The sequence below is a fragment of the Leptolyngbya sp. Heron Island J genome (genome assembly GCF_000482245.1).
In the GTDB taxonomy this organism is placed as follows: Bacteria; Cyanobacteriota; Cyanobacteriia; order Phormidesmidales; family Phormidesmidaceae; genus Leptothoe.
The window spans coordinates 273,914-299,270 of sequence record NZ_AWNH01000115.1 but is presented as its reverse complement, the minus strand read 5'-3'; the positions used below and the strand labels follow the sequence as shown (position 1 = coordinate 299,270).

General features: G+C 49.9%; 25 protein-coding genes. 11 read left to right on the top strand and 14 right to left on the bottom strand.

Annotated elements, in window-relative coordinates:
• Positions 1-36: 36 nt before the first annotated feature.
• Positions 37-435 carry a hypothetical protein gene (locus tag N836_RS71650; protein ID WP_023076958.1) on the top strand — a complete coding sequence of 133 codons (399 nt, stop codon included), beginning with the start codon at positions 37-39 and terminating at the stop codon, positions 433-435.
• A gap of 55 nt (positions 436-490) precedes the next feature.
• Here N836_RS71650 and recJ read toward each other — a convergent pair whose 3' ends face one another.
• Positions 491-2,827 carry a single-stranded-DNA-specific exonuclease RecJ gene (recJ, locus tag N836_RS71645; protein WP_023076957.1) on the bottom strand — a complete coding sequence of 779 codons (2,337 nt, stop codon included), beginning with the start codon at positions 2,825-2,827 and terminating at the stop codon, positions 491-493.
• Between the two features lie 272 nt (positions 2,828-3,099).
• On the opposite strand from recJ, the gene N836_RS71640 reads away from it, so the two are divergent.
• From N836_RS71640 to N836_RS71630, 3 genes are all read left to right on the top strand, one after another.
• Entirely contained in the window at positions 3,100-4,272 is a 1,173-nt protein-coding gene (locus N836_RS71640; protein WP_023076956.1) for an AI-2E family transporter, read from the top strand.
• Between the two features lie 66 nt (positions 4,273-4,338).
• Complete coding sequence (locus N836_RS71635; RefSeq protein ID WP_023076955.1) at positions 4,339-5,874, top strand: AAA family ATPase; 1,536 nt, start codon at positions 4,339-4,341, stop codon at positions 5,872-5,874.
• A gap of 597 nt (positions 5,875-6,471) precedes the next feature.
• Complete coding sequence (locus N836_RS71630; RefSeq protein WP_023076953.1) at positions 6,472-6,906, top strand: FxLYD domain-containing protein; 435 nt, start codon at positions 6,472-6,474, stop codon at positions 6,904-6,906.
• Positions 6,907-7,017: 111 nt separating this feature from the next.
• Here the strand turns inward: N836_RS71630 and N836_RS71625 are convergent, their stop codons facing one another.
• The 5 genes from N836_RS71625 to N836_RS71605 all read right to left on the bottom strand — a co-directional run bounded on the left by N836_RS71625 (position 7,018) and on the right by N836_RS71605 (position 10,450).
• On the bottom strand, positions 7,018-7,311 hold the full coding sequence (locus tag N836_RS71625; protein WP_023076952.1) for a YggT family protein: 294 nt from the start codon (positions 7,309-7,311) through the stop codon (positions 7,018-7,020).
• A gap of 221 nt (positions 7,312-7,532) precedes the next feature.
• Entirely contained in the window at positions 7,533-7,853 is a 321-nt protein-coding gene (locus tag N836_RS71620; RefSeq protein WP_023076951.1) for a hypothetical protein, read from the bottom strand.
• Positions 7,854-7,865: 12 nt separating this feature from the next.
• Positions 7,866-8,522, bottom strand: coding sequence for a uracil phosphoribosyltransferase (gene upp, locus N836_RS71615; protein WP_023076950.1), 657 nt, complete (start codon positions 8,520-8,522; stop codon positions 7,866-7,868).
• A gap of 90 nt (positions 8,523-8,612) precedes the next feature.
• Positions 8,613-8,981: a response regulator transcription factor gene (locus tag N836_RS71610; RefSeq protein ID WP_023076949.1), complete on the bottom strand. Its 369-nt coding sequence runs from the start codon at positions 8,979-8,981 to the stop codon at positions 8,613-8,615.
• Positions 8,982-9,217: 236 nt separating this feature from the next.
• Entirely contained in the window at positions 9,218-10,450 is a 1,233-nt protein-coding gene (locus N836_RS71605; protein WP_023076948.1) for a DUF790 family protein, read from the bottom strand.
• A gap of 179 nt (positions 10,451-10,629) precedes the next feature.
• Between N836_RS71605 and N836_RS71600 the strand changes: the two genes are divergently transcribed.
• From N836_RS71600 to N836_RS71585, 4 genes are all read left to right on the top strand, one after another.
• Positions 10,630-13,119 carry an endonuclease MutS2 gene (locus tag N836_RS71600; RefSeq protein WP_023076947.1) on the top strand — a complete coding sequence of 830 codons (2,490 nt, stop codon included), beginning with the start codon at positions 10,630-10,632 and terminating at the stop codon, positions 13,117-13,119.
• 98 nt (positions 13,120-13,217) lie between these two features.
• Positions 13,218-14,153, top strand: a complete 936-nt coding sequence (gene menA, locus N836_RS71595) for a 2-carboxy-1,4-naphthoquinone phytyltransferase (protein WP_023076946.1) — start codon at positions 13,218-13,220, stop codon at positions 14,151-14,153.
• 40 nt (positions 14,154-14,193) lie between these two features.
• Positions 14,194-15,177 carry an o-succinylbenzoate synthase gene (locus N836_RS71590; RefSeq protein WP_023076945.1) on the top strand — a complete coding sequence of 328 codons (984 nt, stop codon included), beginning with the start codon at positions 14,194-14,196 and terminating at the stop codon, positions 15,175-15,177.
• Positions 15,159-16,556: an AMP-binding protein gene (locus N836_RS71585; protein ID WP_023076944.1), complete on the top strand. Its 1,398-nt coding sequence runs from the start codon at positions 15,159-15,161 to the stop codon at positions 16,554-16,556. The genes N836_RS71590 and N836_RS71585 overlap by 19 nt, the downstream gene beginning before the upstream one ends.
• Here N836_RS71585 and N836_RS71580 read toward each other — a convergent pair.
• From N836_RS71580 to N836_RS71575, 3 genes are all read right to left on the bottom strand, one after another.
• Positions 16,477-16,920 (bottom strand): acyl-CoA thioesterase, encoded by a 444-nt coding sequence (locus N836_RS71580; protein ID WP_023076943.1) that lies wholly within the window; start codon positions 16,918-16,920, stop codon positions 16,477-16,479. The genes N836_RS71585 and N836_RS71580 overlap by 80 nt on opposite strands.
• Positions 16,910-18,580, bottom strand: a complete 1,671-nt coding sequence (locus tag N836_RS74070) for a M23 family metallopeptidase (RefSeq protein ID WP_235071196.1) — start codon at positions 18,578-18,580, stop codon at positions 16,910-16,912. The genes N836_RS71580 and N836_RS74070 overlap by 11 nt, the downstream gene beginning before the upstream one ends.
• Before the next feature lie 126 nt (positions 18,581-18,706).
• Entirely contained in the window at positions 18,707-19,570 is an 864-nt protein-coding gene (locus N836_RS71575; protein ID WP_023076941.1) for a biotin--[acetyl-CoA-carboxylase] ligase, read from the bottom strand.
• 93 nt (positions 19,571-19,663) lie between these two features.
• Between N836_RS71575 and N836_RS71570 the strand changes: the two genes are divergently transcribed.
• Positions 19,664-20,059, top strand: a complete 396-nt coding sequence (locus N836_RS71570) for a DUF1823 family protein (protein WP_023076940.1) — start codon at positions 19,664-19,666, stop codon at positions 20,057-20,059.
• Positions 20,060-20,142: 83 nt separating this feature from the next.
• Entirely contained in the window at positions 20,143-20,493 is a 351-nt protein-coding gene (locus N836_RS0139900; RefSeq protein WP_023076939.1) for a cupin domain-containing protein, read from the top strand.
• A 97-nt stretch (positions 20,494-20,590) separates the two neighbouring features.
• Here N836_RS0139900 and N836_RS71565 read toward each other — a convergent pair whose 3' ends face one another.
• The 3 genes from N836_RS71565 to N836_RS71555 form a co-directional block, all read right to left on the bottom strand.
• A complete protein-coding gene (locus N836_RS71565) occupies positions 20,591-20,944 on the bottom strand; it encodes a type II toxin-antitoxin system PemK/MazF family toxin (RefSeq protein ID WP_023076938.1) in 354 nt (117 codons plus the stop codon).
• Positions 20,944-21,177 (bottom strand): hypothetical protein, encoded by a 234-nt coding sequence (locus tag N836_RS71560; RefSeq protein ID WP_023076937.1) that lies wholly within the window; start codon positions 21,175-21,177, stop codon positions 20,944-20,946. The genes N836_RS71565 and N836_RS71560 overlap by 1 nt, the downstream gene beginning before the upstream one ends.
• A 294-nt stretch (positions 21,178-21,471) precedes the next feature.
• A complete protein-coding gene (locus N836_RS71555; protein ID WP_023076936.1) occupies positions 21,472-21,912 on the bottom strand; it encodes a secondary thiamine-phosphate synthase enzyme YjbQ in 441 nt (146 codons plus the stop codon).
• Between the two features lie 29 nt (positions 21,913-21,941).
• Between N836_RS71555 and N836_RS71550 the strand changes: the two genes are divergently transcribed.
• A complete protein-coding gene (locus N836_RS71550; protein ID WP_023076935.1) occupies positions 21,942-22,370 on the top strand; it encodes a CoA-binding protein in 429 nt (142 codons plus the stop codon).
• On the opposite strand, the gene N836_RS71545 is transcribed toward N836_RS71550, so the two are convergent.
• Positions 22,367-23,158, bottom strand: a complete 792-nt coding sequence (locus tag N836_RS71545) for a hypothetical protein (protein WP_152532313.1) — start codon at positions 23,156-23,158, stop codon at positions 22,367-22,369. The two genes, N836_RS71550 and N836_RS71545, sit on opposite strands and share 4 nt — an antisense overlap.
• Positions 23,159-23,333: 175 nt before the next feature.
• Entirely contained in the window at positions 23,334-25,103 is a 1,770-nt protein-coding gene (locus tag N836_RS71540; protein WP_023076933.1) for an ABC transporter ATP-binding protein, read from the bottom strand.
• Between the last annotated feature and the right edge of the window lie 254 nt (positions 25,104-25,357).

Genomic DNA, 25,357 nt, shown 5'->3' with positions numbered 1-25,357 from the left:
GTAGATAACGTAAACGTTCACAGTGGATGGATAACGATGGGTTTCTTACGTTGGGTATGCCTACTGGGTCTAGTGTTGCTATTACAAGCCTGCAGCAGCTTTGGCACTGTACCGCCTCAGTCCGTGATAGAACGGGGGTTAGCCATCAAAATAGCCCAAACCCAGCAGGCACTAACTGCCCATTTAGCCCCCAAAGTACCTCAGCTACCTAACTTCAAGCTCCGTCAGGTAGAAGTCACCCTGAGAGAAGCCCAAGACGATGACACCTTTCATGTGCAAGGCACCTATCAAGCCATTATGCAGCTAGCCAGTCAAGAGAAAAAAGAATCAGGTCCTTTTGATATCTACCTTGCTAGAGAAAAGACAGAAGACACCGTTAGCTGGTTTTTGTTGTCTGATCATAAAAGAGAATTATTGGTGACCAATCCTACATAAAATGACTCTTGTGCGAGTTTCTATTGAACAATGAGATTTTCTAAGCGACATTCTCTTAATCTCTCATAACCGTCTGAGCAACACTCACGGGTACATTAGCAAAGTATCGTCGCTGAAACTGCTCTTCTTTTAAACTTGCTAAAAACAATCGTAAACTTGCCTGCTGTTGTGCTGTTGGAGCGGCCAAATCTGCCTCATACACAAGGGTTATCGCTGTAGATGGCAACAGCGATTGAAGATCAGCTGTTACACTTTCTCTATTTCGGAATCCTAGACTGCCTAATGCCGCCAGCCCAAAGCGCAACGAAACTCCTCCCAGTCTGAGCTTTTTCATTAACTCTGCTGCTGTTACACTTGTCTCTGTCCTTGCCAGATACTTGGCAATTCCCACCAGCTGTTTCCACACGTCCACCGGAGCGACAGTTTCAGGACGGTCATAGGCTAATACTAACGATGTTTGTTGCTGAGTTGCCTGATGAAACCAGGGACGCAATTCTTGCCATGTTGTTGGACATTGGGTAACAACCAGGGCATCGGAGATTGGCTCCAGGGCTGATGCACGGGGCTGAGCGCGACGGTCAATCAGAGGCTGTTGCGGTGTTGCGATCGCACCCTCCTCTGCACGCACATCAATTAATCGCACTTCATAGCCGCCATATTGCGGCTGTTTTTGCCGGGAATAAGCATTAAAATCCAGCTCTACCACCACATCGCAACGTCCCACGGGCAGATCATCTTTATAATGGTCCCACCATAGTCCGGGAAAGCCCGCTGTAGAGGTATCGTCCTTAATCAAAAAGTGAGTTTTAATAAATCTGAGCTTACGTTTTGAGACCGGGTCTTTAATTTTTTGATGCCAGGTCTGATCAAACCTGGCATTGCGAATTAGCAAACGTGGAACCGGATTACCCATGCCATAGGGTTCCAGTAGATTTAGCTGCTGAAACAGCTCTTTGCCCAGCTCACAAACGCTCACCTCCAGGTCCACCCTGATGATCGGTCCAGACGTTATGCCGATCTGTCGCAGCTGTCGATTCAGGGCATCGGCAAATAGACCCACATTCTCCACAGGCAGCGTCATGCCAGCAGCAAACGGGTGACCACCAAAGCTGGTTAACAGATGGGACTGGTCCGTTACCAGCTGATAGAGGTCAATCTGATTGACTGACCGGGCTGAACCTCGGGCCACATCGCCATCAATGGTAAGTAACACAGTGGGTTTGCCATAGTCTTGAGCCACCTGCCCAGCCACAATGCCCAACACCCCCGTTGGCCACTGGGCATCCGCCAGCACAATCACCTGGACTGTTGCCAGATCTAACTCGGTTAGACGTTGGCTGACCTGGGTATACACGTCTTTTTGCAATGCTTTGCGTCGAGTATTGGCCCACTCCGTTTGCTCAGCCAGGGTCTTACAGTGATCTGGATCTTCACTGGTGAGCAGCTCAACGCAAAACCGAGCATCGCCATGGATACGGCTAACCGCATTGATACGGGGACCAATGCCAAAGGAAATATCGGTAGGTCGATCCCCCGTGCGACGGCATAGCTGCAAAAGCTGGGCAACACCGGGGCGAATTGGGGTTTTGGTTTTGAGATGTGTCTGCAGCTGCCGAATACCAATTTGTGCCAGATAGCGGCAGTCACCCCTGAGCTGTACTAAATCGGCAATTAGACCAATGGCCACTAAATCAGTCAGTTCTACCAGCGGTCGTGTGGGATTTAGCCGCTCATACAAGGCTTCTACCAGCTTAAAGGCAACAGCCACACCGGACAGATGGGCCAGAGGGTGAGCGGGGTCAAAATAGCGCGGGTTGATAATGGCGACCACCGGGGGCCGTTCATCCGGTAATGTGTGGTGATCGGTGATTATCACATCCAGCCCCAGACTATGAGCGTGGTCAATTTCTGCGAGATTTGTACTGCCGTTATCACAGGTAAGCACCAGGCGGGTGCCCTGGGCCGCCAGGTCATCCAGACCATGGCAAGACAGTCCATGGGAATCGGTTAAACGATTAGGAATAAAGTAGTTAAGCTTTCCATCTAAGAAAAACTGCCGTAGACCATCCCAAAGCACAGCCGTAGAGGTGATGCCATCAGCGTCAAAGTCCCCCCAAATAGTGACCGTTTCCTGACGTTCTAATGCCTGCAGGATACGCGCCACCGCCTGGGTCATTTCTGCCCCAAAGGCAGCAGCGGAAGTCGGCTCATAAGCATCAGGATTGATAAATGCTGTCAGTTGCTCAGGGGTATAAATTCCTCGTTGCCACAGAAGCTGAGCGGCTTTCCCTGGAGGATTAGACAGCTTGGCAATAGTTTGTACAGTGGCGACCCAATCGGTGGAAATTGTTTCGCTACCGGGTAGCTGCCACTGGGGAGTCGGTATAGTCAAAATAATGAAAAGATGCGACTAGAGGTCGGACTTAGTTTTTCTGGCGTTGCTGATCCTCGGAATGATTTTATCTGAAACACCTTGAACTATTGGATGACGGGTTGATCGGGTTATACCCTACATCAGCAACGGCGTTTTTCTTACGGATAAAATATATTTCCCTTGAGATTGGCTAAAATGGCGGAATCTTACTCGAAGGGTGTGATGTAGCTCAAGGGTAAGGATTAGACCGGTAGGACATAATTAGCTGTGGTGATAGTCAGGAGTAGCTTGTGAAGCTTGGTGAATGGATTGGCCTGATCAGCATCTTAGCGACTTTCTATATTCTTTGGAGTATTCGCGCCATTGTGCTGCTGGTGTTTATGGCGGTGGTGGTGGCGATCGCACTCAACAGCCTTGTTCGTCGTCTACAGCAGACGGGTATACCTCGACGCTTCGCTGTACCCATTGTTCTGACCATTAGCTTTTTAGTCATCACCCTCTTTTTTCTTGGGGTGGTCCCACCCTTTATTGAACAGTTTAGTGATCTAACCCAGCTGATTATTAACGGGGCTCGCACCCTCCCAGAGACTTTAAATGACCTGGAAGCTCGCTTCCTACCTGAACAGCTGCGCTTTCCTGACTTGGACGAGTTTCTGGACTGGGCCACATCCCCCGACTCAGCTCTATTAGATGTTTTTAATAACTTCTTTTCATTTTTTAACTCTTCACTGCGGGTCTTACTCCAGGTTCTTCTGGTCTTGATCTTGTCCCTGATGTTTTTTGGGAATCCCACCATCTACCGCAATTCTCTGTTGCGCTTAATGCCGTCCTTCTATCGACGGCGAGCAGACGGCATCTTACAAGATTGCGAAGTTGCCCTCTGTAACTGGCTGGGAGGAATCGTTCTTAACTCAGTGTTTATCTTCTCCCTTAGCTTTATCGGGCTATGGCTGCTAGGCATCAAACTGGTCCTGGCTCACGCCCTCATCGCTGGCGTGCTCAACTTTATTCCCAACGTCGGACCGAGTCTAAGCGTTATCTTTCCAGCCACCGTCGCCCTGCTCTCACCCGATCCCTGGAAAATTGTTCCAGTAATTGTGTGGTATGTGATTATCCAGCAGATTGAAAGTTACTGGCTAACACCGACGGTCATGGCCCGTCAAATCTCGCTTCCCCCTGCATTTACCCTGATTGCCCAGATCTGTTTTGCCACCATATTTGGCTTTCTTGGCCTGGTACTGGCCTTGCCCCTAGCCGTTGTTGCCAAAATCTGGATGCAAGAACTCTTGATCAAAGACATTTTGGACCGATGGGAACTATCTGCATTTACTCCCTGGAAAACCGCTTTAGTGGAGGCACCAGAATCACAAGACTCTCTCCCAGAACATGCTGAATCCTCCTCTGGAATCACACCAAGTGGGAGTGAAGTTAGTGAGACGGGCAGCCCTGTTAATAACAGCTAATCCATCACTTGTCTTTTACTTTTTTAGCTGGGCATCCTAACCCTAAAGATTTTCAAATCGTCACCCATGCCCTTTGCCGCCAGCGTTCGCCATCTGCAAACCTTAATCATGTCATTTCATCCGATCATTGTGATCGAAACGGTGGAAGAAGAACGCATACAACAGCTGATCAATAAGGCCACCCTGGATCTACAGCTGCCTGTTTATGAATGGAGTATTGCCCAAGGCTTGGTGCGTTTAGAAGGGAATCGCTATAACCGTTGGCAAAATGAATATGCACCACCGGGCGCTAGCCGTGCTGCCATTGATACCGATACGGCTGAGCCAATTGATGCCCTGCGCCATATGCAGGCAATCAGTCACCGGGCTATTTACTGGCTCAAAGATTTTTCCAGTCACTTTGACGATGTGGTCGTCACTCGCCTCTTTCGCGAAGTTGCCCAGCAGTTTGCCCACAACCAGTCCACATTGTTGATCTCAGGTGAACAGGTCTCGCTATCACGGGAGATTGCCCATGAGGCGGTTTACTTTGATATGCCGTTACCAGACTGGGATGAACTCCATAAAGCGATTGTGGAAGCAGTACAGGCTCTCAGAGGACGCATTCGGGTAAAACTGAGCCCCGAAGAAATGCGCACCCTGGTTAGCACGACCCAGGGCATGACCCTCAACCAAACCAAAAAGGTGATTGCCTATGCGGCCCTAGAAGATGGTCATCTTACAGCTAAAGACATTGGTCGAGTGCTAGAGCGCAAGATGCAAATTATTCGTGAAAGCGGGTTGCTGGACTATATTCCAGTGGAGAAAAACACCGCTGAGCTAGGTGGTTTTGACGGGCTCAAGCATTGGTTAGCTCAGGCTCGCATGGGGTTTAGTCCCCAAGCCCAGGCACTCAATCTCACACCGCCTAAAGGAATTTTAATTGTGGGTATCCAGGGCTGTGGCAAATCATTAGCTGCTAAAACCATTGCCCGTGAGTGGCAGATGCCCCTGCTCAAGCTGGATGCTGGGCGACTTTATGACAAATATGTGGGCAGCTCCGAAAAGAATTTTCGTCAGGCTGTTTCCCTGGCCGAAAAAATGGCTCCAGCGGTGCTGTGGATTGATGAAATTGAAAAAACCATGGGTGGCACCCAGAGCATGGATACGGATGGTGGCTTGAGTCGTCGTTTGTTTGGTTCGTTTTTAACCTGGCTACAGGAAAAATCTCAGGAGGTTTTTGTCGTGGCCACCGCTAACGATATTTCTCAAATCCCCCCCGAGCTGCTGCGTAAAGGTCGTTTTGATGAGATTTTCTTTGTGGATTTACCGGATGCTCAAGATCGGGCCACCATCCTCACCATTCACCTGAATCGTCACCATCAAACCCCAGCTGACTTTGATATGGCAGAACTCGTCGAAGCCACGGCAGGCTTTAGTGGTGCAGAAATTCAGCAAGTTATCGTTTCAAGTCTGTATCAATCCCTCCATGAGCAGTGCTCCTTGGACACGGTGCTGCTGGTCCGAGCCATTAAAGCCACGGTTCCACTATCAATTTCTCGACGGGAGGATATTCAGCATCTGCGTCAAATGGCTGCCGATCGGTTTGTCCAGGTGAAGTAATCCGACTGTCAGAAACAGCGTCGAATGTTGCGATCTATTAACCGAGCCAGCGGTGCGTTCGCCTGTAAGTCTTACTTTATCGAGAGAATATGTAAACGCTTAATAAGCAGATCTTACGGTTTCTAACAGACGAACATTATTGTGGGGAATCCTCTGGACAAGCTCTGTAACCTTGAGTACTTGCTATGGGCTCACAGAGTTTTTGACACACTTACTTTTGTAGAGGAACGGATTATGACACCTGCTCAAGTTCAAGGTCTTTGGATTTGCTTTAGCTTTTCTCTGGCGATGGTTTTGCTGACACCCATCTTAGTTTGGGTATTGCCTAATCGTCAGCAACCTGTGTAGGGGATTGCTTAGGCAATCAGGGTATGTTTTTGGCACCGTAGACCCGGTACCATAACCATAGGTTAGTAGTACGGATTGCTACTTAGCAGTCTGGTACTGACTAATGCGATCGCACTTTAAATTGCCGCTGCTGATCCTTGGTATGACTTGATCTGAAAGATGCTGGTATATGGCACTTCCAACAGATCAGTTCATCCTCTAAATCAGCAACGGCTTTAGATTTACCCTAAACCTACCCTGATTCTTGCAATGGCTTTTCGTGCAACCCTAATCGCATTCATTATTATGTGTTTCGGGCTGATCGCTGCTCCGGCGCACGCGATGACACCTCTGGATGTATCCAATCTTGCCTATGACACATGCCCCGCCGAATATGCAGAAGGCATTGTCGACTCAGGTAGCCTGGGCAAAGCTACCTGCTATTTGGTCACAGGCACGCTAACCAACAATTCTGGCAAACCTATCCTCAACGCCGATATCTTTGGCCGCATTTATGACAAAAACAATAATCCAGTCATGCAAAATCGGGGCAGGCTAGGGGGCGTAGACTATGTTCCTCCCGGTGAAAGTGACTTCAAAATTCGGGTATCAGTCGCCGCTAACCAACCACCGCCGCTAAAGTTGAAAAACTTTAAAGCCTCTGGGTTTGTTGGCAAGGTACGTCGACAAGGACGGATAGACTAAGGTCTCAAACTTCAAAGAATGCTGAAGGGGTGGAGCTGATATCAGTTCCACCCCTTTTCAGTTCTAAAATTCCAATTAACAACCCGCTAACACCAACAGCCTACACCAGCATTAAAAAGATGAATAAGCTGCATAGCTGGTACCCAAAGTAGCGACAGCACTGCTAAGGGCAGACTGGACTACCTGTAGAACGATAAAAGCAAGAATTGCTGAGAAATCAATTCCGCCCAAGGGTGGAATGACTGAACGAAAAATATTGAGATAGGGATCGGTAATTTGGCTTAAAGCAGAAAACGCCGGATTACTCCAATCTACATTTGGAAACCAGCTCAGCAATACACGGACGATCAGTAAAACCAAATAGATACTGATGAAGCTAGCGAGTGCCTGGAAAACTATAGTCATAGCTGTATGTCTTACGGTGAACTAGAGCTTGCTTTGAAATTCTCAGCTTCTAGTGTAGCTGATGAAACGTTGTTGCCTCAAAGGATGAACTGATTTGAAGCCACATCGTTGTAATCACCATGATAAAAAGCCAGTAACAACCCTTGAGCACAAATTTAGATGACTCATACTTATGCTTAAAAATCTCTTCTAAGCATAAATTTTTACGATCTCTTTATGCCTCAAGAATCCATCGTCGAAGTTTCATAATCAGTCATATGACCATTGGTGCTGCCTAGCTGCTGACGCACCTCTTCAATCGCCGCATTCAGTTCAGAAATTTTGTCCTCAAGACCGCGGCGGGCAATTTCCATACGTTCATCGTTACTCATATCAGCCAAATTTTGTCTGATATCGTCCGAAAGCTGATTGAAGTTGGCAGCTTCGTCAGCATCTGTACGGCTAATTCGATTAGCTGCCAGTACGCCAGCTACGCCGCCCACAAGCCCTCCCAATAAGGCTCCTACAAAAAATCCACTGGTAAAATTACCCGACTGACTCATGATGTGAAGTGATTAGTTAGTACCAAATGTGCGATCCCCAGCATCTCCTAACCCTGGCACGATAAAGCCATTTTTATCTAATCCTTCATCGATGATGCCCGCATAAATCACAAGCTGCGGATACGCTTCAGCAAGTTTCTGGAGCGCTGGAGGAGCCGTGACCACTGAAACCACCCTAACCAGAGACGGATCAACGCCACGCTTCACTAATTCTGCCATAGTGGCCATCATTGTACCGCCGGTTGCCAACATTGGTTCACTAATCAAAATACGGGTAGTCGGATCAATCTGATGCGGCAATTTGTTGAGGTAACAGTTGGCTTCCAGAGTTTCTTCATTACGAACAAAGCCCAGATGATAGACTGAGGCCGTTGGTAACGCCGACTGTACTCCTTCCATCAAGGCTAAACCGGCCCTTAAGATGGGAATGACCATCAGCGGCATTTCAGGATTGATGAACGTGGCAGGGCAAGGAGCTAACGGCGTTTCTATCGTGGCATCCACGGTTGGCAGCCAATCATGACGAATGGCTTCGTAAGTCAGCCAGCGGCCTATTTCGGTCATACCACTACGAAACACAGCGGAGGGTGTGTTAACGTCCCGTAACACACCGAGCCAATGTTTGATTAACGGGTGAGGTGGAACGTGAATCCGCAGCTGCATTGCCATAGGAAAACTCTAAGAGAGACAGTAAGATGGGCTGAAATTTGCCCAATCATACGTCTTTGCCATCTAAGCGGTCTAGGGTCAGATGAACAACTATCGCCCTCGCAGCAAATGTTTAACGGTTTCTACCATTTCCGCCGGTCGAAACGGCTTGGCAATGTAAGCATCCGCTCCTTGCTTCATACCCCAATAGCGGTCGAACTCTTCATTTTTAGATGAGCAAATTACAACGGGTACATTTTTCGTAGGACCATTATTTTTGACCCATCGGCATAGTTCGTAGCCGTTCATATTAGGCATGACAATATCAAGCACCACGAGATCCGGCGGCTTTGATGTGATCATGTCTTTGGCTTTTTCACCATCTTCAGCTTCTAAAACAGTCATACCCGCTTTGATCAAGAGACCAGAGATCATCTCCCGTAGGGTTGAGCTGTCATCCACAATCAAAACCGTGGTCATAATGCAGGGAATAGGTAGAGTTCCTTAAGTGTTGTTATTGAGCCCAAATTTGAGGACTAGATTAAACGTAACCAGCTAATAATACGGATTTAGTTTGGTTTCAGGCAACAATTTTGGTTAGTAGCCTATTGCCAGAGGGCTAACTAGGGGAAGTCACGCAGCAAGATAACCTCAGTAGCTATCCCTACCGTACTAAGTATACGAAGAAAGATAAGAAGCGTCCGCTATGGATAACTTCACAGTGATTCCAATAAGTTCAGTACGGGTTTGGTTTGGAGCTTATCTTTGAACCAAACTATTTTGGCAGGTACCTTTTTGACATCGATGCCTGACTTGGCTAAGTTCAGCCGCTCCGAAATCGCTAAAATCAGGTTTGAACAGTCTGATTTCTGTACCTGGGCAAACTTTTTGCGCAGATAGTCTGGCCGCCAATATCCTACTATTTCCAGCAAATAGACCCGACCATCGGGATGAACCAGTCGAAAATCAGGAATCATAACGCTGCCAGGTATGGGGATCAGTTCTACTTCCCGCTCCAGCTGCCACTGGGTTTTACTTTTTTCTACCAGGCTGGCCCAGCGTTCGGCAAAAGCAGCTTCAATCATGCTGTCATAGGGCTTTCCGGGTGGATAGTGACTGACCAAGGAGCACTCGGAATCCAGAGTGTAGCTTTTTTCAGACAGTTTTTTGGTGTAGGTGTCCTTCCATTGCAACGTGGCGCTAAGGTGCCAGCGGGTTACATGCAAAATGGCTGGCACTAGCTTGGCAATATCGAGACCGTACCGGGTGCTAGCTTTAAACAAACTAGCGGGACCATCAATGGTGATGGTAAAGCCTTGATCAGCTTCCCCTTCGATATAGGTCATCAGCCGAAATAGTTTCAAATAGCGGAACATCAGCTTATATTCGCCGGGATCGTTACGGTGCAGATTAAGAACGACATGACTGGCTCTGTAGAAAATGCCCTGAACTTGGGAGAGGTTATAGCGGTGAATGAGTGCTTCTGGGGTAGGGGCATCAAACTGGGTCAGGATACGATTTTCTTTGAGATCGGCGTAGAGGCCCTGCTGGATGTGAGTGGGTTCGACATCCTTATCCAGTTCTTGGGTGAGCTGATTGGCCAATGTTTGCAGGTTTTGCTGGGCGGCCACTGGGGACGGTGCACTGGCTGAGGCCAGGGAAAATACACGCTGGCGTAATGTTTGGGGATCGAGGGGGCTAATAATTTCAAAGGTGCTAAAACTGCTGCGCAGAATATGGGCTAGACCTCGCTTGATGCGGTAGTCGGTGTTGTCACCTTCGATGGCCTGCAGTTTTTGGTTAAGGTTGCCCTGGGTGTCGCCCACAGTGGCTTGGAAAAGGGCAATTAGACTGGTTGCGATCGCAATCCACGCCTCAGTCAACGGCAGTTGTTTAGCATCAATAGAGTCACCCCGAGGGCGATGAATCAGTAAGTCAGAAGGAAGCATCTTCCTAAGATAGAGGCTATATAGTTAATTAAGATCGCGATTACCTTTGAGTTTTGAATATCCAGGTTTGAGCTTCAAGCTGAAGTTTTTCTTACCGTGAAAATACTAAGTCTGTCTCACTCAAACTGCAAAACTTACAACTTGTCCCCTCCAGAGCATCACATATCCCCCATCCAACCTTGATCCAGTCCGAAACCCTCGACCTCCTAGAATGGCCCCGTTTATGCCAGCAGTGGGCCACCTTCGCTGCCACTAAGCTAGGTGCCCTGGCCGCCCGCCATGGGCGGATCCCTGAGCATCAGAGCGAAAGCGAACGGCTATTAGCCCAGACCCGTGAGGCTTATCAGTTAGAAGAAAAAGCGCCACTTAATTTTCGGGGTGTTCAGGATATGGGAGATGCCCTGGAGCGGGCTAAACGCCAGGGTATTTTGTCTGGGGAAGAGTTGCTGGAAATTGCCACTACCCTGGCCGGTGCTCGTCAGCTCCGTCGCACCATTGATGCCCAGGAGGAAAAGGATTTTCCAGTTCTACAATCGTTAGTGGCCCAGCTGCGCACGTATCCAGAGCTAGAAAAAGAAATCCATCACTGCATTGACGATCGCGGTAAAGTCACCGACCGGGCCAATCCCAAACTGGCCGGTATTCGTAAAAACCTCAAAAATAACCACGATCAGCTCCATGCCAAGCTGCAGCGGATTATGCAGCGCCATGGAGGGGCGTTACAAGAAACTCTGATTACCCAGCGGGCCGGACGGTTTGTGGTACCGGTTAAAGCACCACAAAAAGATGCAATTCCCGGCATTGTCCATGACGTTTCCACCAGTGGTGCCACCCTATATATCGAGCCCCAGAGTGTTGTGGAATTTGGCAACCGTCTGCGGCAGTTAGAACGCCAGGAAACCCGCGAAGAAGAACTGGTGCGGCAGCAGCTGAGCGGTCAGGTGGCGGAGGTGAGTGAAGACCTGGAACAGCTGATGGCCATTATCACTACGTTGGATTTGGCCACGGCTCGTGCTCGCTACTCGCTCTGGTTGGAGGCAAATCCACCCCGGTTTAGTACTGCTGAAGAACGTACCGTTCTACGACAGCTGCGTCACCCCATATTGGTATGGCAGCAGCGCCATGAAGAGGGAGCAACCGTAGTACCAATTGACATTACCATGCGCCCTGATATTCGGGTGGTCGCCATTACCGGCCCTAATACGGGGGGTAAAACGGTGACCCTCAAGACCCTGGGCCTAGCAGCTCTCATGGCTAAGGTCGGGCTGTTTGTACCGGCCCGTGAGCCAGTGGAACTACCCTGGTTTGATCTGATACTGGCAGATATTGGGGATGAGCAATCGATTGAGCAAAGCCTGTCTACGTTTTCGGGGCACATTCGTCGGATTGGTCGGATTTTAGAGGCGATTGGTGCAGAAGGCGATGCTAATAATCCAGAATCTGTGGGCGATGCCCATCCTGCTACTACCGCGCCCACCCAAGCAGATGCCTCTGGCAATAATGCGTTAGTGCTGCTGGATGAGGTCGGGGCCGGGACCGATCCAACAGAGGGCAGTGCGCTTGCGATCGCACTACTTCAACACCTAGCCGACCATACCCGTCTTGCAGTCGCCACCACCCACTTTGGTGAACTCAAAGCCCTGAAATATCAGGATGAGCGCTTTGAAAATGCCTCAGTAGAATTTGACGATGTCAGTCTGTCCCCCACCTATCGACTGCTGTGGGGCATTCCAGGTCGCTCCAACGCCCTCACCATCGCTCGACGGTTGGGGCTAAATTCTGATGTGATTGACACCGCCCAAACCTATGTCGGCGTCAGCAAACAAGAGGATGTTAACCAGGTGATTGCCGGGCTTGAAGCCCAGCGGAAGCGGCAGGAAGACCAAGCTGAGCAGGCCGCTTGCATTGTGGCCCAGGCAGAAGCCCTCAAAGCAGACATTGAGCGTAAATCTTCCGCTATCAAAGAATGGGAACGTCATCAAAAGCTAGAGCAAGAAAAAGCCATTCAAGCCGCTGTAGCTCAGGCTAAAACCGAGATTGCTACCGTTATTCGTCAACTCCAAAAGGGGAAACCCACCGCCCAGGCTGCCCAAAAGGCAACGGAGCTAGTGGAAAGCATTGCCCAACAGCAGTCCGTGCCGAAGGGAGACCATCCCGCCAAAAAAGTCATCACCGACTACAAACCCAAACTGGGCGAAAAAGTACGGCTGATTGGTCTTGGCGGTCAGACTGCCGAGGTGGTGGAAGCACCCGATGCCGATGGTAAGGTTATTGTTCGCTTTGGCCTGATGAAAACCGTTGTCGAGTTGAGCGACATTGAATCCCTGACCGGGCAAAAAGCAGCGGTGTCCAAACCAGCGGTTGAAAAAGTAGCTGAGAAAAAACGTACTACAACTGCCAAAGTGGCCAAAAAAGAACCTGCAGCCCCGGCTGTACGCACCTCTAGAAACACCATCGACCTTAGGGGGATGCGTGTCGCAGAAGCGGAAGCCGATTTGGAAAACTTTATTGCCAAATCCACCGGTCCTATTTGGATTATCCATGGCCACGGCACCGGCAAACTAAAGCGCGGCGTACGGGAATTTTTGAAGCGTCATCCCCAGGTTCGCAGTTTTGAGCATGCCGAACAAGCTGATGGAGGCACCGGCGTCACAGTCGCTCAGGTTTAACCATTCTCCTGGTTTCTCTGCGATTTATTACCCCCTGCCTAACATCCACCCTCGCTATGCTAACTGTGGATTTATAGTTATCAAAGAATTACGTCCACATGACCATCCCGACGGTTAATCAAGAGCGTATCCAGTTTGCCGATACCCGCAAATCTCTTTGGCTAGCCGCCATTAAACCTCCTATGTACAGTGTTGCTGTCATCCCTATTCTGGTAGGCAGCTTGCTCGCTTATTTAGAAACAGAACAGCTGGATGGGCGGATCTTAGCCATTTTTCTGCTATCGGCTGTATTGTTGCTGGTGTGGGAAAACCTGAGCAATGATGTTTACGACGCTGACACTGGCATTGATAAAAACAAGCATCACTCCCTGGTAAATCTGACCCAGAATCAGGCTTTGATCTTCTGGTTAGGCAATCTCAGCTTAGCTCTGGGAGTGGCCGGAGTCAGTACCATTACCCTGATGCAGCGGGACGCGACTATTTTGGGTCTGATTTTGGTGTGTTGTATCCTGGGCTATCTCTACCAGGGTCCTCCTTTCCGACTCGGTTACCAAGGATTAGGTGAGCCTCTCTGTTTTGTCAGCTTTGGTTTAGGTGTAGGTGCGGCTTACTATGCTCAGACTCAGACTTTTTCTCTATCCTGTTGGGCCCTGGGTGCTGTAATCGGCATGGCCACTACTTTGGTGCTGTTTTGCTCCCATTTTCATCAGGTGAGTGATGATATAGCCGCTGGCAAACGCTCACCCATTGTACGATTGGGCACCCTGGGAGGGGCAAAACTCTTGCCCTGGCTATGTGGCAGCATTTTTGTGATTTTGGGGGGGGGATTACTAGTAGGGGTATTTCCCAACAGTTTAGCCCTGGCCTTGGCCAGTGCTCCATTTGCCATCCAACTTTGTCACCATGTAAATCGCTATCACGATCAGCCGGAGTTGGTACAAAATGCTAAGTTCGTGGCTATCCGTTTCCAGTTTTGTTGTGGAATACTCATATGTCTGGGGCTGTTGTTGCCAATCACCCTTAGATCACTCTAGTCAAGCGGTTCTCAATTGAATCGACTTAGCGTCTACCGCCATGTCCTACCGGTTTGAGTTTCGTCCCTATCAACGTCGGTTTCGACAGCCGGTTCGTACCCATCACGGGGAATGGCAAGTGCGTCAGGGATTAATTCTCAAACTGACCGATGAGGATGGCCGCTGCGGCTTTGGTGAGGTGGCACCGCTCCCCTGGTTTGGGTCTGAAACATTTGAGCAGGCCTTAGATTTTTGTCAGCAGCTCCCCGCTGAGCTATCTGACCATGTGGTGCCGTCTTTATTGCCTACATTACCCGCCTGTCAGTTTGGTCTGGAGTCAGTCTTTAGTAGCTTGGAGCGTAAATTACGCCCCATCGACCTACCCAATGCGCAATGTGGTGTCCTGCTGCCCAGGGGGCAGGCATCCTTAGAGCAGTGGCAAACCCTATGGCGACAGGGCTATCGCGTGTTTAAGTGCAAGATTGGTGTTGGTCCTATAGCTGAAGAGATGGACTGGCTCGATCAGCTACTGGGTCAACTGCCCCTAGGGGCAAAGCTGCGTCTGGATGCTAATGGGGGGTTGAATGAGCTGGCGGCACGGCAGTGGTTAGATTGGTGCGATCGCAACGATCAGCGCATCGAATTTCTAGAGCAGCCGCTGCCTCCCAAGGACTTTGATACCCTGATGCGATTGAGCTATCGCTATCACACCCCCATTGCCTTGGATGAGTCCATTGCCAGCCTGGAACAGCTCAAAGCTCACTTTCACCGAGGCTGGGATGGCATCTATGTAATCAAAGCAGCGATTATGGGGTCTCCCCAACGATTACAACACTTTTATCACAAGTACCCGATTGATCTAGTAATTTCATCGGTGTTTGAAACCGCCGTTGGACGTCAGGCCCTGATTCGTTTGGCCATCGACTTAGCCATGGCCTACCCGGATATTCCCCACCGGGCCTTAGGATTAGGCACCCAGCAGTGGTTTACCAACGATGGTCTGAGCCAAACCAATTGGCAGCAGCTATGGCAAAGATTGGGATAAGCGCGGCGAGTGACTATCACCTCAGCCATCAATTCTGCCAGCCACAAAACCTCTGGCCTACCCTCACCGAACCCTGGTGTGAGCTGATTCAAACGATTCCAGCCAGGTCCGTGGTGCTGATTAACGAAACCAACCCCAGCCGGTTTCTAGCCTATCTTTGGACCGGACTGCTGGCGAACGCTACTCTGGTGCTAGCCAATCCCCACTGGAAACAACAGGAATGGCAGCAGGTTGCCCAACAGCTAACTCCCGATGTGATTTTGGGTGAGACGCCGCCTGTCTCTTTTGGCCTCTCTACACAGCAACCAGAGCCAGGCCATATTCTCATTGCCACTGGCGGCACCTCTGGACAGATCAAATTTGTCATCCATACTTGGGCAAGCCTCATTGCCTCCGCCCAGGGATTTTTGACCCATTTTAATCAGCAGCCCGTTAACAGCTATTGTGTTTTACCGCTCTACCACGTCAGCGGTCTGATGCAGGCAATCCGGGTGTGGCTGTCTCCAGGGAAGCTAATTATCCAGCCCTTTAAACAGCTAGAAGCAGGACAGCGGTTGACGCCACCAGACCGGACCTGGTTTATTTCTCTGGTGCCTACCCAGCTGCAGCGGCTGCTCAAAAACGACAATACTCAGGCGTGGCTCTCGCAGTTTCGAGCCATTCTCTTGGGGGGCGCACCTGCCTGGCCTGCCTTACTGACGCAAGCGGCTCAGTTACCGATCGCGTTAACCTATGGCATGAGTGAAACAGCCGCTCAGGTGGCCACCCTGTTGCCCGAAGAGTTTCAGCAGGGGATACGCAGCAACGGCCAACCACTCCCCCATGTCACTCTGGCAGTGCATGCTCTGCACTCTTCTCAGCCTCTGCCTGTGGGCACCGTGGGGCGGGTGGCGCTGAAGTCATCCGCGTTGGGACGAGGGTATTGGTCAGGGACAGAATTTTCCTCACACCATGGCTGGTTTTATCCAGACGATCTCGGCTATCTGGATCAACAAGGGCATTTGCACATTGTGGGCCGCAACAGCCAGAAAATAATTACCGGCGGTGAAAATGTTTTTCCCGCAGAGGTCGAAGCCGCGCTACTGGCAACGGGATTGTTGCAGGATGTGTGTATTGTAGGTTTGCCCGACTCAGTATGGGGGCAAACGGTGGCAGCACTTTGTGTCCCTGGGGATGACCGTCAGTCTACCCTTACGCCAGCCATGGTGAAGGCGGCTCTAGTGCCCTTGCTCAGTGCCTACAAACATCCTAAACAGTGGTGCTTTGTTGAGATAATTCCCCGTAACGCTCAAGGAAAGGTCAACCGGTCTCAGGTGGTAGCGCAGTTGACTGCATCCATTGCTCTAAGTCGGGACTCAGTGGATGACGCTGATGGCTAGTGCTGTCAATACATACGTGGCGGGTGAGGGCCGTGGCTACTGTTTTTTCAGCAGCATTGCGCAGACAATAGCGAATTTCAAAGCTGGTGGCGTTGAGACGCTGAGGTGTTAGTGCGATCGCAACCTGATCGCCACAATACAGCGGTTGGCGAAAGTCCACAGCAGCATGGACCACTGGAACCGCCAATGTTGCACCGCTAAAAAAGTCCCGCACATTGATACCCGCCTCAGCCAATGCCGCTTCATAGGCCTCATGACACAGGCTCAAAATATTGGCAAAGTACACCACACCAGCCGCATCGGTTTCATGGAATCGAATGCAGCGGTCATAGGTAAATCGCCAATCTTGATCCTTACTGGGCATGGGGTTGGGCAGGTCGGAAATGGGGGGCATCCTTCACCAAGGTTTCAGTCTTGACTCCCTTAGGTAAAGCCGCCTGAGCCGAAGCCGCGTGGGCCGGATGAATAATATTTAGCGCCTGTAGCGATCTGCCATTCATCTGATTGTTGAGATTTGCTAGGGCATATCTCAAAACATCGTCAGGATTAATCGCTGACCATCCTTGGCTAGTGAGCTGGCGGAGCTCAAAGTGGAGGTGTGGCCCAGTAGAATTCCCCGTAGACCCCACCAAACCAATGACTTCGCCCTGCTCTACCCATTCGCCAGGCTGCGCCAGAATATGAGACATATGGGCGTAGCGGCTTTCCAGGGTGTTGTCATTGTGCCGCAAAATAACCGTTAGACCATAACCTCCTAAATAGTCGGCTACAGATACCTGACCCGATTGAGTCGCTAGAATCGGAGTCCCCTGGGGTGCTCCCAAGTCGGTTCCACTGTGAAAACGATAGTCATGATGGATGGGATGCCAACGCCAGCCAAACAACGAAGTAATTGGAGATGGAGCCGCCAGGGGAAAGACAAATGATTGACCTGCCTGGAGCTCAACTAGGGGTCGGGCCACCGTATTATAAAATTCACGCCCGGCGGCAGTAGTGGCACCGCCAGAAAAACGCACACCCGAGCGGCTAATGCTTACTGGCCCGAGCTTGACGGAGGTTTCAGGAGCATTCGTTTCAGGGACACTGGCTACCGCTTCAGATTCTTCGCCAGCCTCTTCACAGCCGCCGACATGCTCAGCATCAACCGTATACTCACATCCGGTCGAACGCTCTGAAACAACGACTTCTGGTCCATCTGACTCCAGCGTTTCTTTTTCTTCTTTTTCTCCTTCTTCTTCCTCACTGGGGTCGACAAATACCTCGCCATCTTCAGAGGCCAAGTCTTCCCCTGTGGGTATGGCACCGGGAACGACATCGCTGGGGGTGACAATCTCTACTTCGGGGGTGACGTCTTCTAACTCGGAGACAGCGCCATCCGCACCTTCTCCATCAACGCTGACGTCTTCTCCATCAGTACTGGCATCTTCTGCCTCAATGCTGTCATCTCCCCCATCAGCGTTATCGTTTTCTACGTCAGGGATCTCCACGTCTGTTGCCACCGTCGCAGTATCTGTTTCTTCTACGGTGGCGTCTATTTCTGTTATTTCTTCTACGGCTTCCTCTACATCGGCAGCCGTAATTTTTAGCTCAGTCGGAGCCGCCTCTGCTTCTGAAGCCGGGTCAGCAGCCGGAACAACAATTTCGATTTCTACCTGGGATGTAATCGCTTCTACAGCACTAGATGCAGCTGGGGTGGGCGAAAATGAAGGGGGAGCCGCCTCTGGTGATACAACTACCGGCGGCGTTACCAGCGCAGACGCTGCAGGTGCATCTGGAGTGGCCGTAACCAAAGGAGCCGCTTCAGCAGCCACGGCTGGTGCAGCCGTTTCACCCGTCGGGATATTAATCTGAGCCAGCACTGGCTGGCTACCCATGACAGCTACTGAACCGACGATGCCGATTTTTTTCCACAACTGCCCAGATTTTTGATTAGTAATAATTACCTTGGATTTAGCATGACAGGAATCAGCGTTAGACTCAGCAGAATTAGACGATACCGAAGATGAAGGGCAGAAGTCAGCCATAGGAAGATAAATAAATAATTTGGGTGACGATTTAGTTAGTAATTAAGGAAAGTAATGTAAAAAGAACACAATAAATAAATTATTAGGAAACTGAATCGAGGCTATGCTGCACAATAGGAGTACGCGCTATTCGATTTCAGATTGGGAGTACCCTAGGGATAGCTCACCGGGCTTGATGTAGACCAGTTGTTCAACCGGCATAGTGGTTTGCCTTGAATCTTGTGACGAAGACTTTAAAATTAAGTGTCCCGCTGCCGTGACACCCACAACCTTTAATGCCTTTCCTTCCAGAACTACAGGCATATTTAGGTTGGTCAGTAGACTTTGATAGGCATCCGAAAAAGTTTTGTCATCTGTTTGACTCCGATAAAAAATGCCCCGCCAGATGCCTGAGAGTACAGCTGCAGCTACTTGGCTTAAGGTGGCAATCGCTTGGTCGTGTTTGTTTTGGGTGAGTTTTTGCCAGGTGATACCGGTGGTCGGCACCGGGTTGTAAACATTAATACCAACTCCAATGACAGCCCGAGCTATGGTTCCCTTTTCAAGCTTGCTTTCACTCAAAATACCGCCAAGCTTTTGCCCCGCCACTACAATGTCGTTGGGCCATTTGATTTGGGCTGGAATGCCTAAGCATCTAAATTGACTGACAATTCCCCAGACACTGCAAAGGGTAAGTTGAGCTGCCTGCTCTACAGGCCAGTCAGGCTCTAGCATCAGTGATAAATAGACTCCGCCTAGTGCGGATGCCCACTGTTTTCCTCGCTGACCTTTGCCAGCGGTTTGAGTATGTGCGATCGCAACCGTTCCGGCCTGAGCTTCTGCCATGGCCCAAAGAGTTTCATTGGTTGACGCCACCTGTTCAAATACATGAACATCGAACCTGGGCCGCATACACTTTAGAAATGCCGGTATTGCTGGCACGGGCAACTGAGCCAATGCCTGATTGACTGACTGTCGGTCAAAATTGTCTAATATCAACCGTGCTGCCAAAATTCCAAAACCACTGCACCCATCAGCACAAACCAGCTCATTTTACCGGTCAACCGCTTGCTATCCTAATGCTCTGATGCATTACTACCTGCCATGACTGATTTGCCTACCCTCACCGAAACCACCCTCTGGGCTATCCTCAATGAAGAGCTTGAGGACGATATCGTCAATCGACTCGTCTGGTACCATTTGGGCTATCGCTATGACACCTCCACCGAGCAATGGGATGCTAGCGGTGTCAGGGAACCCCTGCGGGAAAAATTTCCTGAACCACCCAATTTTATTGAGAGTCGTCCTGCAACGGTACAGCTGACCCGATCGATTCCCAAACCGAATAAGCAATTACTCAAAACGTATCTGGGCTTTAAGGGCTACAGCATCGATCAGCTGATACCTCGCCTCACTCGCCGAGCTACCATGACCAGCTGGTTACTCAGCCATATGCAGCTTCAAGGCTTACTCAAGGATGAACCCCAAAGTGAGACATAAGCCATATAGTACGCACGAACCAATTAAGTGTGCTATCACTGATGTGTCAGGTTTTAAGATTGGGTGTTAGCCCCCCAGCTTCTATGGAAATCAAAAATATCTACGCTCAACTGGCGGCCCAGCCTGAGGGATCTTTTCTAGACGTTGTCGCGTTTAATGGCAGCCATGTCAGCGCATGTAGCATCACAGGCGTCTCACCTGTGTGGGAAATGCATCCAGATACGGATGAGTGGTTTTACATCCTTGAAGGAGAATTTGAAATAACGTTGCTGGAGGGTAAAACACCGCAACACGTTGTTGCTGAGGCGGGTTCAACGTTTGTAGTTCCCAAAGGAATTTGGCATAAGCCGGGCGCACCGAGGGGCTCTAAGTTTATGTATTTTACTCCTGGTCAGACGCTGCACTCGGATCAGGACGATCCACGTAATTTGTAATGGGATATGGCACCTTAAAAATCTAGACCAGAGGACATTTCGATACAAACCCTGCAAACTCAACTAAAACGCTTGCAGGGCAGAGGTTTTAAGAATTTTATAACTCGTATCCTAGAGTTACTAAGACTACTTCTTCAAGTTCAGTAATTGTCTTTGGCTTGAGTTGTCCCAATCGCTTAAGTAAGCGTTTTTTATCTAGCACTCGAAGTTGAAAACAAAGTGCCACAGAATCTTGTGTTAGTCCACCATCTCCTCGTTCAATCATCACGCAAATAGGTAAAGAAGCACGACGCTTATTCGTTGTAAGGGGAATAGTAATGGTTGTTGTGGAAAATCGTGAAACGATGTCATTCTGGAAAACTATGACAGGGCGAATACCTGCTTGTTCAGAACCTTGAGTCGGATCAAGATTTGCTAACCAGACTTCTCCGCGTTTCAACGATTTGGGCATTATTGATCTTCCTGAGCAAGCATGTCCCCATAGTCATCCATCCCTGATTCTGCAAGAGCACGGTCTTCCTGTGCAAACTCATTCGTAAGAGGAGCCAAAAGTGCTGGATTGAGTTCTATGCGTCTTCGTTTTTCTTGAAATCGAAGAAAAGCAATAAATTCTGCAACTCGCTGAAGCTGATCGTCAGTGAGTTTTTCAATATCTTGTTTTAGGGATTCACTGGTGACCAGCATAGATAAATATCAATAGGTTGAAAGCTACAGTTCAATTATAGAGAACCCATATTCTATAGCTATAGAGGGGGGCAACGTTGATCTACTCGCACCTGTGACAAATTGAAATGGTTACTTAGATACGGAGAAGATATGGAGAATTTTGAGCCCTAATAAACGCGCGGCATTGCTGATTCTCGGGATGACTTTAGCTGGGAGATACCATCAGATAGCAATCGCTCTAGACCGGTTCATCCTTTAGCTCAGCAATCGCAAAAACGCTAGTTCAATATATTTGCTTTCTACGAAATCGATCTACACACCACAAATTTGTATCAATACCTGCCGCCCCTGCCTCGGCCCATCCAAGTCCACCAGCATCACCGATTGATAGGTCCCCAACGCCAACTCACCATTGACAATCGGCACGGTTTCACTATTGCCCAGAGTCATGGCCATCAGGTGTGAATGGGCATTGATGGGTTCATCAGGAGGGACATCTCGTAAATGCAGGTCATTGTGTAAATAGCGGTTCTGCGGTGGAGCCAGCTGACGTAAATAGGTTTTGATATCGGTCAACAAGCGCTCTTCATGTTCATTCACCGTTAATGCTGTGGTGGTATGACAAGAAAAAATCACCACATGTCCCTGGCGGATGGCAGCCACCTCGACTTGTTGCTGAATGGCTGAGGTAATGTTGAGGATATCAATTGTGTCAGCTGTATCAAATTTCAGATAGTGAGAAACAATTTGCATAGGCCCGCGATACTTACGAGTGAGATGTCATGAGCACGTCCTATCGAGACCCAGCTGTGATTGAACGTGTGCTGGCCAAAACGAAGTATATCGCTGTTGTGGGTCACTCTCCTAAACCCCAGCGCCCCAGCTACCAGGTCGCTCGCTACATGCGTCAGCAAGGGTACATTGTCTACCCGGTTCACCCTGCGGCTAAAGAAATCGATGGTCAACGCTGCTACGCCCGTCTGGCTGATGTGCCAGGCCCCATCGACATGGTGAATGTATTCCGTCGTAGTGAGTTTCTGCCTGACTTGATGAACGAACTGCTGACGATAGGGACGATGTCTGAGGTGAAGTGCTTGTGGACCCAGTTAGGTATTTACGATGCTGCTGTGGCCCACCAGGCTGTGGACCATGGCTGGCAAGTGGTCATGGATGCCTGTTTGAAAATTGAATTGCAAAAAAATCAGCGCTAGTTTGCAGCGATCGCAACCAAGGTATCAGCCAGGGTCTGTTGACGAGCATTCAGCTGATGTCGCTCGTGAGTATGTTCCATCAACCAGCGCAAGGATTGTCGATACATCGGCTCTTGCCATAGGCCCAGGGTAGAATTCGTCTGAGCCTGATCGATATAGCGCTGCAGCTGGGTCTGGGCAATCTGCCGGAGTTCTCTATCAGTCTGATCCAAACGATTTTGCAGCTGGCTCAGCGTTGCTGCATCAGCTTGCTTCATCGCTCCATGGAGTTCTGCTTCTAGCGTCTGTAACTGCTGTAATTTAGCCTGATAGGCCGCATCCTCCGCCAGGAGTCGATCGGCAAAACTCTTGCCATAGGCTTGGATGGAGAGCAGCTGCTGTAACCCTAATAGCTGCGATTCAACTTCATTGGACCGCCGATGCAAATCTCGACGATGGCCTTCCAAACGTTCAACCGATAGGGTTGGAGCCGTTGGGGACTGCGATCGCAACAGTTTTTGAGCCTTTAGTTTTAGGCGAGAAAAGCTGGGCCTTAAAGCCGCAGGTTCTACAGCAGCTGCCTTGGGAGGATCAACCTCTGTAGTGCTATCGTTTACACCTTCAAGTTCATTGGCAGGAGCCTCAGGTGTAGCGAATGTTGCTGGCAGCTCTGCCAAAGCATTGGCAGCCGACCCTGACAAGCCACAGGTGAGCGCTAACATACCTGAGGTGACAGGTAGCCAGCCAGGGGATTGAGCGGATATCGGATGATGGTTGACCGCTATAGAGTAAGCTCTATTTCTTTCCATGGATAATTAAGGAAACACACGGATGACGCCAACCTTCAGATCGGTTAACGCTACTCCCCTATCCCAATTGCCATGATTAAGTCCGGAATTTACGGGGCGCTTGTAGAAGTCTACAAGTTAACTCTGTAGAGGTACATTGAGCCTACATATACTGGGATCAGCTCAGTGTCATCGATCACACCAGTACCCGCTCTCCCATTTGTACGCGCCATAGATTTGCATAGATGCCATCGCGGGCCAAAAGTTCCTCATGGGTTCCCCACTCTGCTAGCTGTCCTTGATCCATGACATAAATACAGTGGGCATTGCGGACCGTGGATAAACGGTGGGCGATCGCAATCGTGGTGCGATCGCAGGTGATTTTTTCTAAGGATCGTTGAATTGCCGCCTCAGTTTCGTTATCCACCGCCGATGTCGCCTCATCCAAAATTAAAATCGGCGGGTCTTTTAGCAAGGCACGAGCAATGGCTAGCCGCTGACGCTGGCCGCCTGACAGTTTCTGACCACGCTCTCCCACGATGGTGTCATACCCCTGGGGAAGCTGCTGGATAAACTCATGGGCTTCTGCTAGTTTGGCCGCTTTCTCAATGTCAGCAGGTGCAGCACTAAAGCTACCGTAGGCAATATTTTCAGCCACCGTTCCATGGAATAAAAATACATCCTGGCTGACTAACCCAATGGCCTGACGTAAATCATCTAGATGCAGCTGTCGCAAATCGTGACCGTCCAGAGTAATCTGCCCATTGCTAATTTCATAAAAACGCAGCAACAGCTTGACCAGCGTACTTTTGCCAGATCCTGTTGCGCCAACAATAGCCGTCGTTTTGCCCGCCGGGACCTTTAGGGTCAGATGCTGCACCACCGGCAGGCGGTCATGGTAGGCGAACGTAACATCTTTGAAGGCGATCTCTCCACGCACGTTGCTGACCGGCAGCCGGTAGTCACCAGGACGAATCGCGACAGGAGTATCCAGTAAATCCATGGCGCGATCAATGGAGGCCATAGCCCGCCGGTACTGGTCCAGAGTTTCGCCTAAACGAGTCAGGGGCCATAGTAGCCGCTGGGTTAGAAATACCAGCACACTGTAGGTACCCACAGCCAGATTGCCAGCTACCGCTTCCAAACCGCCGTACAGCAAGGTAGCCGTAAACCCGATCAAAATCAGAATGCGAATCAGGGGAATAAAGGCCGAACTTAGGGCAATCGCCCGACGATTACTCTGGCGATAGGCTTCACTGTCCGCCGCCACCCGCTGATTTTCATAGGTTTCAGCGGTATAGCTCTTAATGGTGGCAATACCAGTCAGGTTATTGGCCAGACGACCGTTGAGCAGTCCCACCCGTTCACGCACTTCAGCGTAGCGGGGAGCCAGATATTTTTGGAATGAGATCGCACCCCACACAATAAACGGCATCGGTAGCATCGCCATCCATGCCACCTTAGGAGCCATGACAAAAAAGGCTCCTCCAATCAGCAGTACGGTGGTCACCACCTGCAGTACTTCATTGGCCCCCCGATCAAGAAACCGCTCCAGCTGATTAATGTCGTCATTGAGAATAGACATTAACCCGCCGGAACTCCGCTCCTCAAAAAACGCTAATTCCAGGGACTGCAAATGGGTGTAGGCATCCAAACGCAGGTCGTGCTGAATCGACTGGGCCAGGTTACGCCACATCCAGTTGTAGGCATATTCAAAGGCTGACTCCAAGGCCCAAACAATCACCGTCAGCACCGACAGCCACATAAACTGTCCGCGAATGCTGGATACCCCCCAATTGGCGATCAGCGAGTCCTGTTGTTTGACCACTACATCCACCGCCAAACCAATCAGCACGGGCGGAGCCAAATCGAAGAGTTTATTAAAAATTGAGGCTAAACTGGCCAGCCAAATCCGGCGACGATAGCGGCGGCCATAGGTCAACAAACGTTGGAGCGGGTAGGTCATAATCCCTGATTCTGAAAATAGTGAAAAACGGCGATATTTTCAGGTTGATCCATTGTGAACGATCATCGTCGCCGCTCGCTGACAAAAAAACAGTCTACTTCTGTCAAAAGTGTGTCAAAAGTGATACAGAAGTCCGGACATCTAGTTTAAAGGCTTCAAAAAGATCCCGCTGACTGAGCACTGGAATCAAATTTTTTCAGGTATTCTACTGAGATGGGTGCTACACATTGATTATCAGTAGTGGTGTATTTGCA

What these genes read in the sequence shown, in the direction of transcription:
- N836_RS71650 (WP_023076958.1), top strand. Translation starts at nt 37, where the DNA reads ATGGGTTTCTTACGTTGGGTATGCCTACTGGGTCTAGTGTTGCTATTA.
- N836_RS71635 (WP_023076955.1), top strand. Translation starts at nt 4,339, where the DNA reads ATGCCCTTTGCCGCCAGCGTTCGCCATCTGCAAACCTTAATCATGTCA.
- N836_RS71630 (WP_023076953.1), top strand. Translation starts at nt 6,472, where the DNA reads ATGGCTTTTCGTGCAACCCTAATCGCATTCATTATTATGTGTTTCGGG.
- N836_RS71625 (WP_023076952.1), bottom strand. Translation starts at nt 7,311, where the DNA reads ATGACTATAGTTTTCCAGGCACTCGCTAGCTTCATCAGTATCTATTTG.
- N836_RS71620 (WP_023076951.1), bottom strand. Translation starts at nt 7,853, where the DNA reads ATGAGTCAGTCGGGTAATTTTACCAGTGGATTTTTTGTAGGAGCCTTA.
- upp (WP_023076950.1), bottom strand. Translation starts at nt 8,522, where the DNA reads ATGGCAATGCAGCTGCGGATTCACGTTCCACCTCACCCGTTAATCAAA.
- N836_RS71610 (WP_023076949.1), bottom strand. Translation starts at nt 8,981, where the DNA reads ATGACCACGGTTTTGATTGTGGATGACAGCTCAACCCTACGGGAGATG.
- N836_RS71605 (WP_023076948.1), bottom strand. Translation starts at nt 10,450, where the DNA reads ATGCTTCCTTCTGACTTACTGATTCATCGCCCTCGGGGTGACTCTATT.
- menA (WP_023076946.1), top strand. Translation starts at nt 13,218, where the DNA reads ATGACCATCCCGACGGTTAATCAAGAGCGTATCCAGTTTGCCGATACC.
- N836_RS71590 (WP_023076945.1), top strand. Translation starts at nt 14,194, where the DNA reads ATGTCCTACCGGTTTGAGTTTCGTCCCTATCAACGTCGGTTTCGACAG.
- N836_RS71585 (WP_023076944.1), top strand. Translation starts at nt 15,159, where the DNA reads ATGGCAAAGATTGGGATAAGCGCGGCGAGTGACTATCACCTCAGCCAT.
- N836_RS71580 (WP_023076943.1), bottom strand. Translation starts at nt 16,920, where the DNA reads ATGCCCAGTAAGGATCAAGATTGGCGATTTACCTATGACCGCTGCATT.
- N836_RS74070 (WP_235071196.1), bottom strand. Translation starts at nt 18,580, where the DNA reads ATGGCTGACTTCTGCCCTTCATCTTCGGTATCGTCTAATTCTGCTGAG.
- N836_RS71570 (WP_023076940.1), top strand. Translation starts at nt 19,664, where the DNA reads ATGACTGATTTGCCTACCCTCACCGAAACCACCCTCTGGGCTATCCTC.
- N836_RS0139900 (WP_023076939.1), top strand. Translation starts at nt 20,143, where the DNA reads ATGGAAATCAAAAATATCTACGCTCAACTGGCGGCCCAGCCTGAGGGA.
- N836_RS71565 (WP_023076938.1), bottom strand. Translation starts at nt 20,944, where the DNA reads ATGCCCAAATCGTTGAAACGCGGAGAAGTCTGGTTAGCAAATCTTGAT.
- N836_RS71560 (WP_023076937.1), bottom strand. Translation starts at nt 21,177, where the DNA reads ATGCTGGTCACCAGTGAATCCCTAAAACAAGATATTGAAAAACTCACT.
- N836_RS71555 (WP_023076936.1), bottom strand. Translation starts at nt 21,912, where the DNA reads ATGCAAATTGTTTCTCACTATCTGAAATTTGATACAGCTGACACAATT.
- N836_RS71550 (WP_023076935.1), top strand. Translation starts at nt 21,942, where the DNA reads ATGAGCACGTCCTATCGAGACCCAGCTGTGATTGAACGTGTGCTGGCC.
- N836_RS71545 (WP_152532313.1), bottom strand. Translation starts at nt 23,158, where the DNA reads ATGGAAAGAAATAGAGCTTACTCTATAGCGGTCAACCATCATCCGATA.
- N836_RS71540 (WP_023076933.1), bottom strand. Translation starts at nt 25,103, where the DNA reads ATGACCTACCCGCTCCAACGTTTGTTGACCTATGGCCGCCGCTATCGT.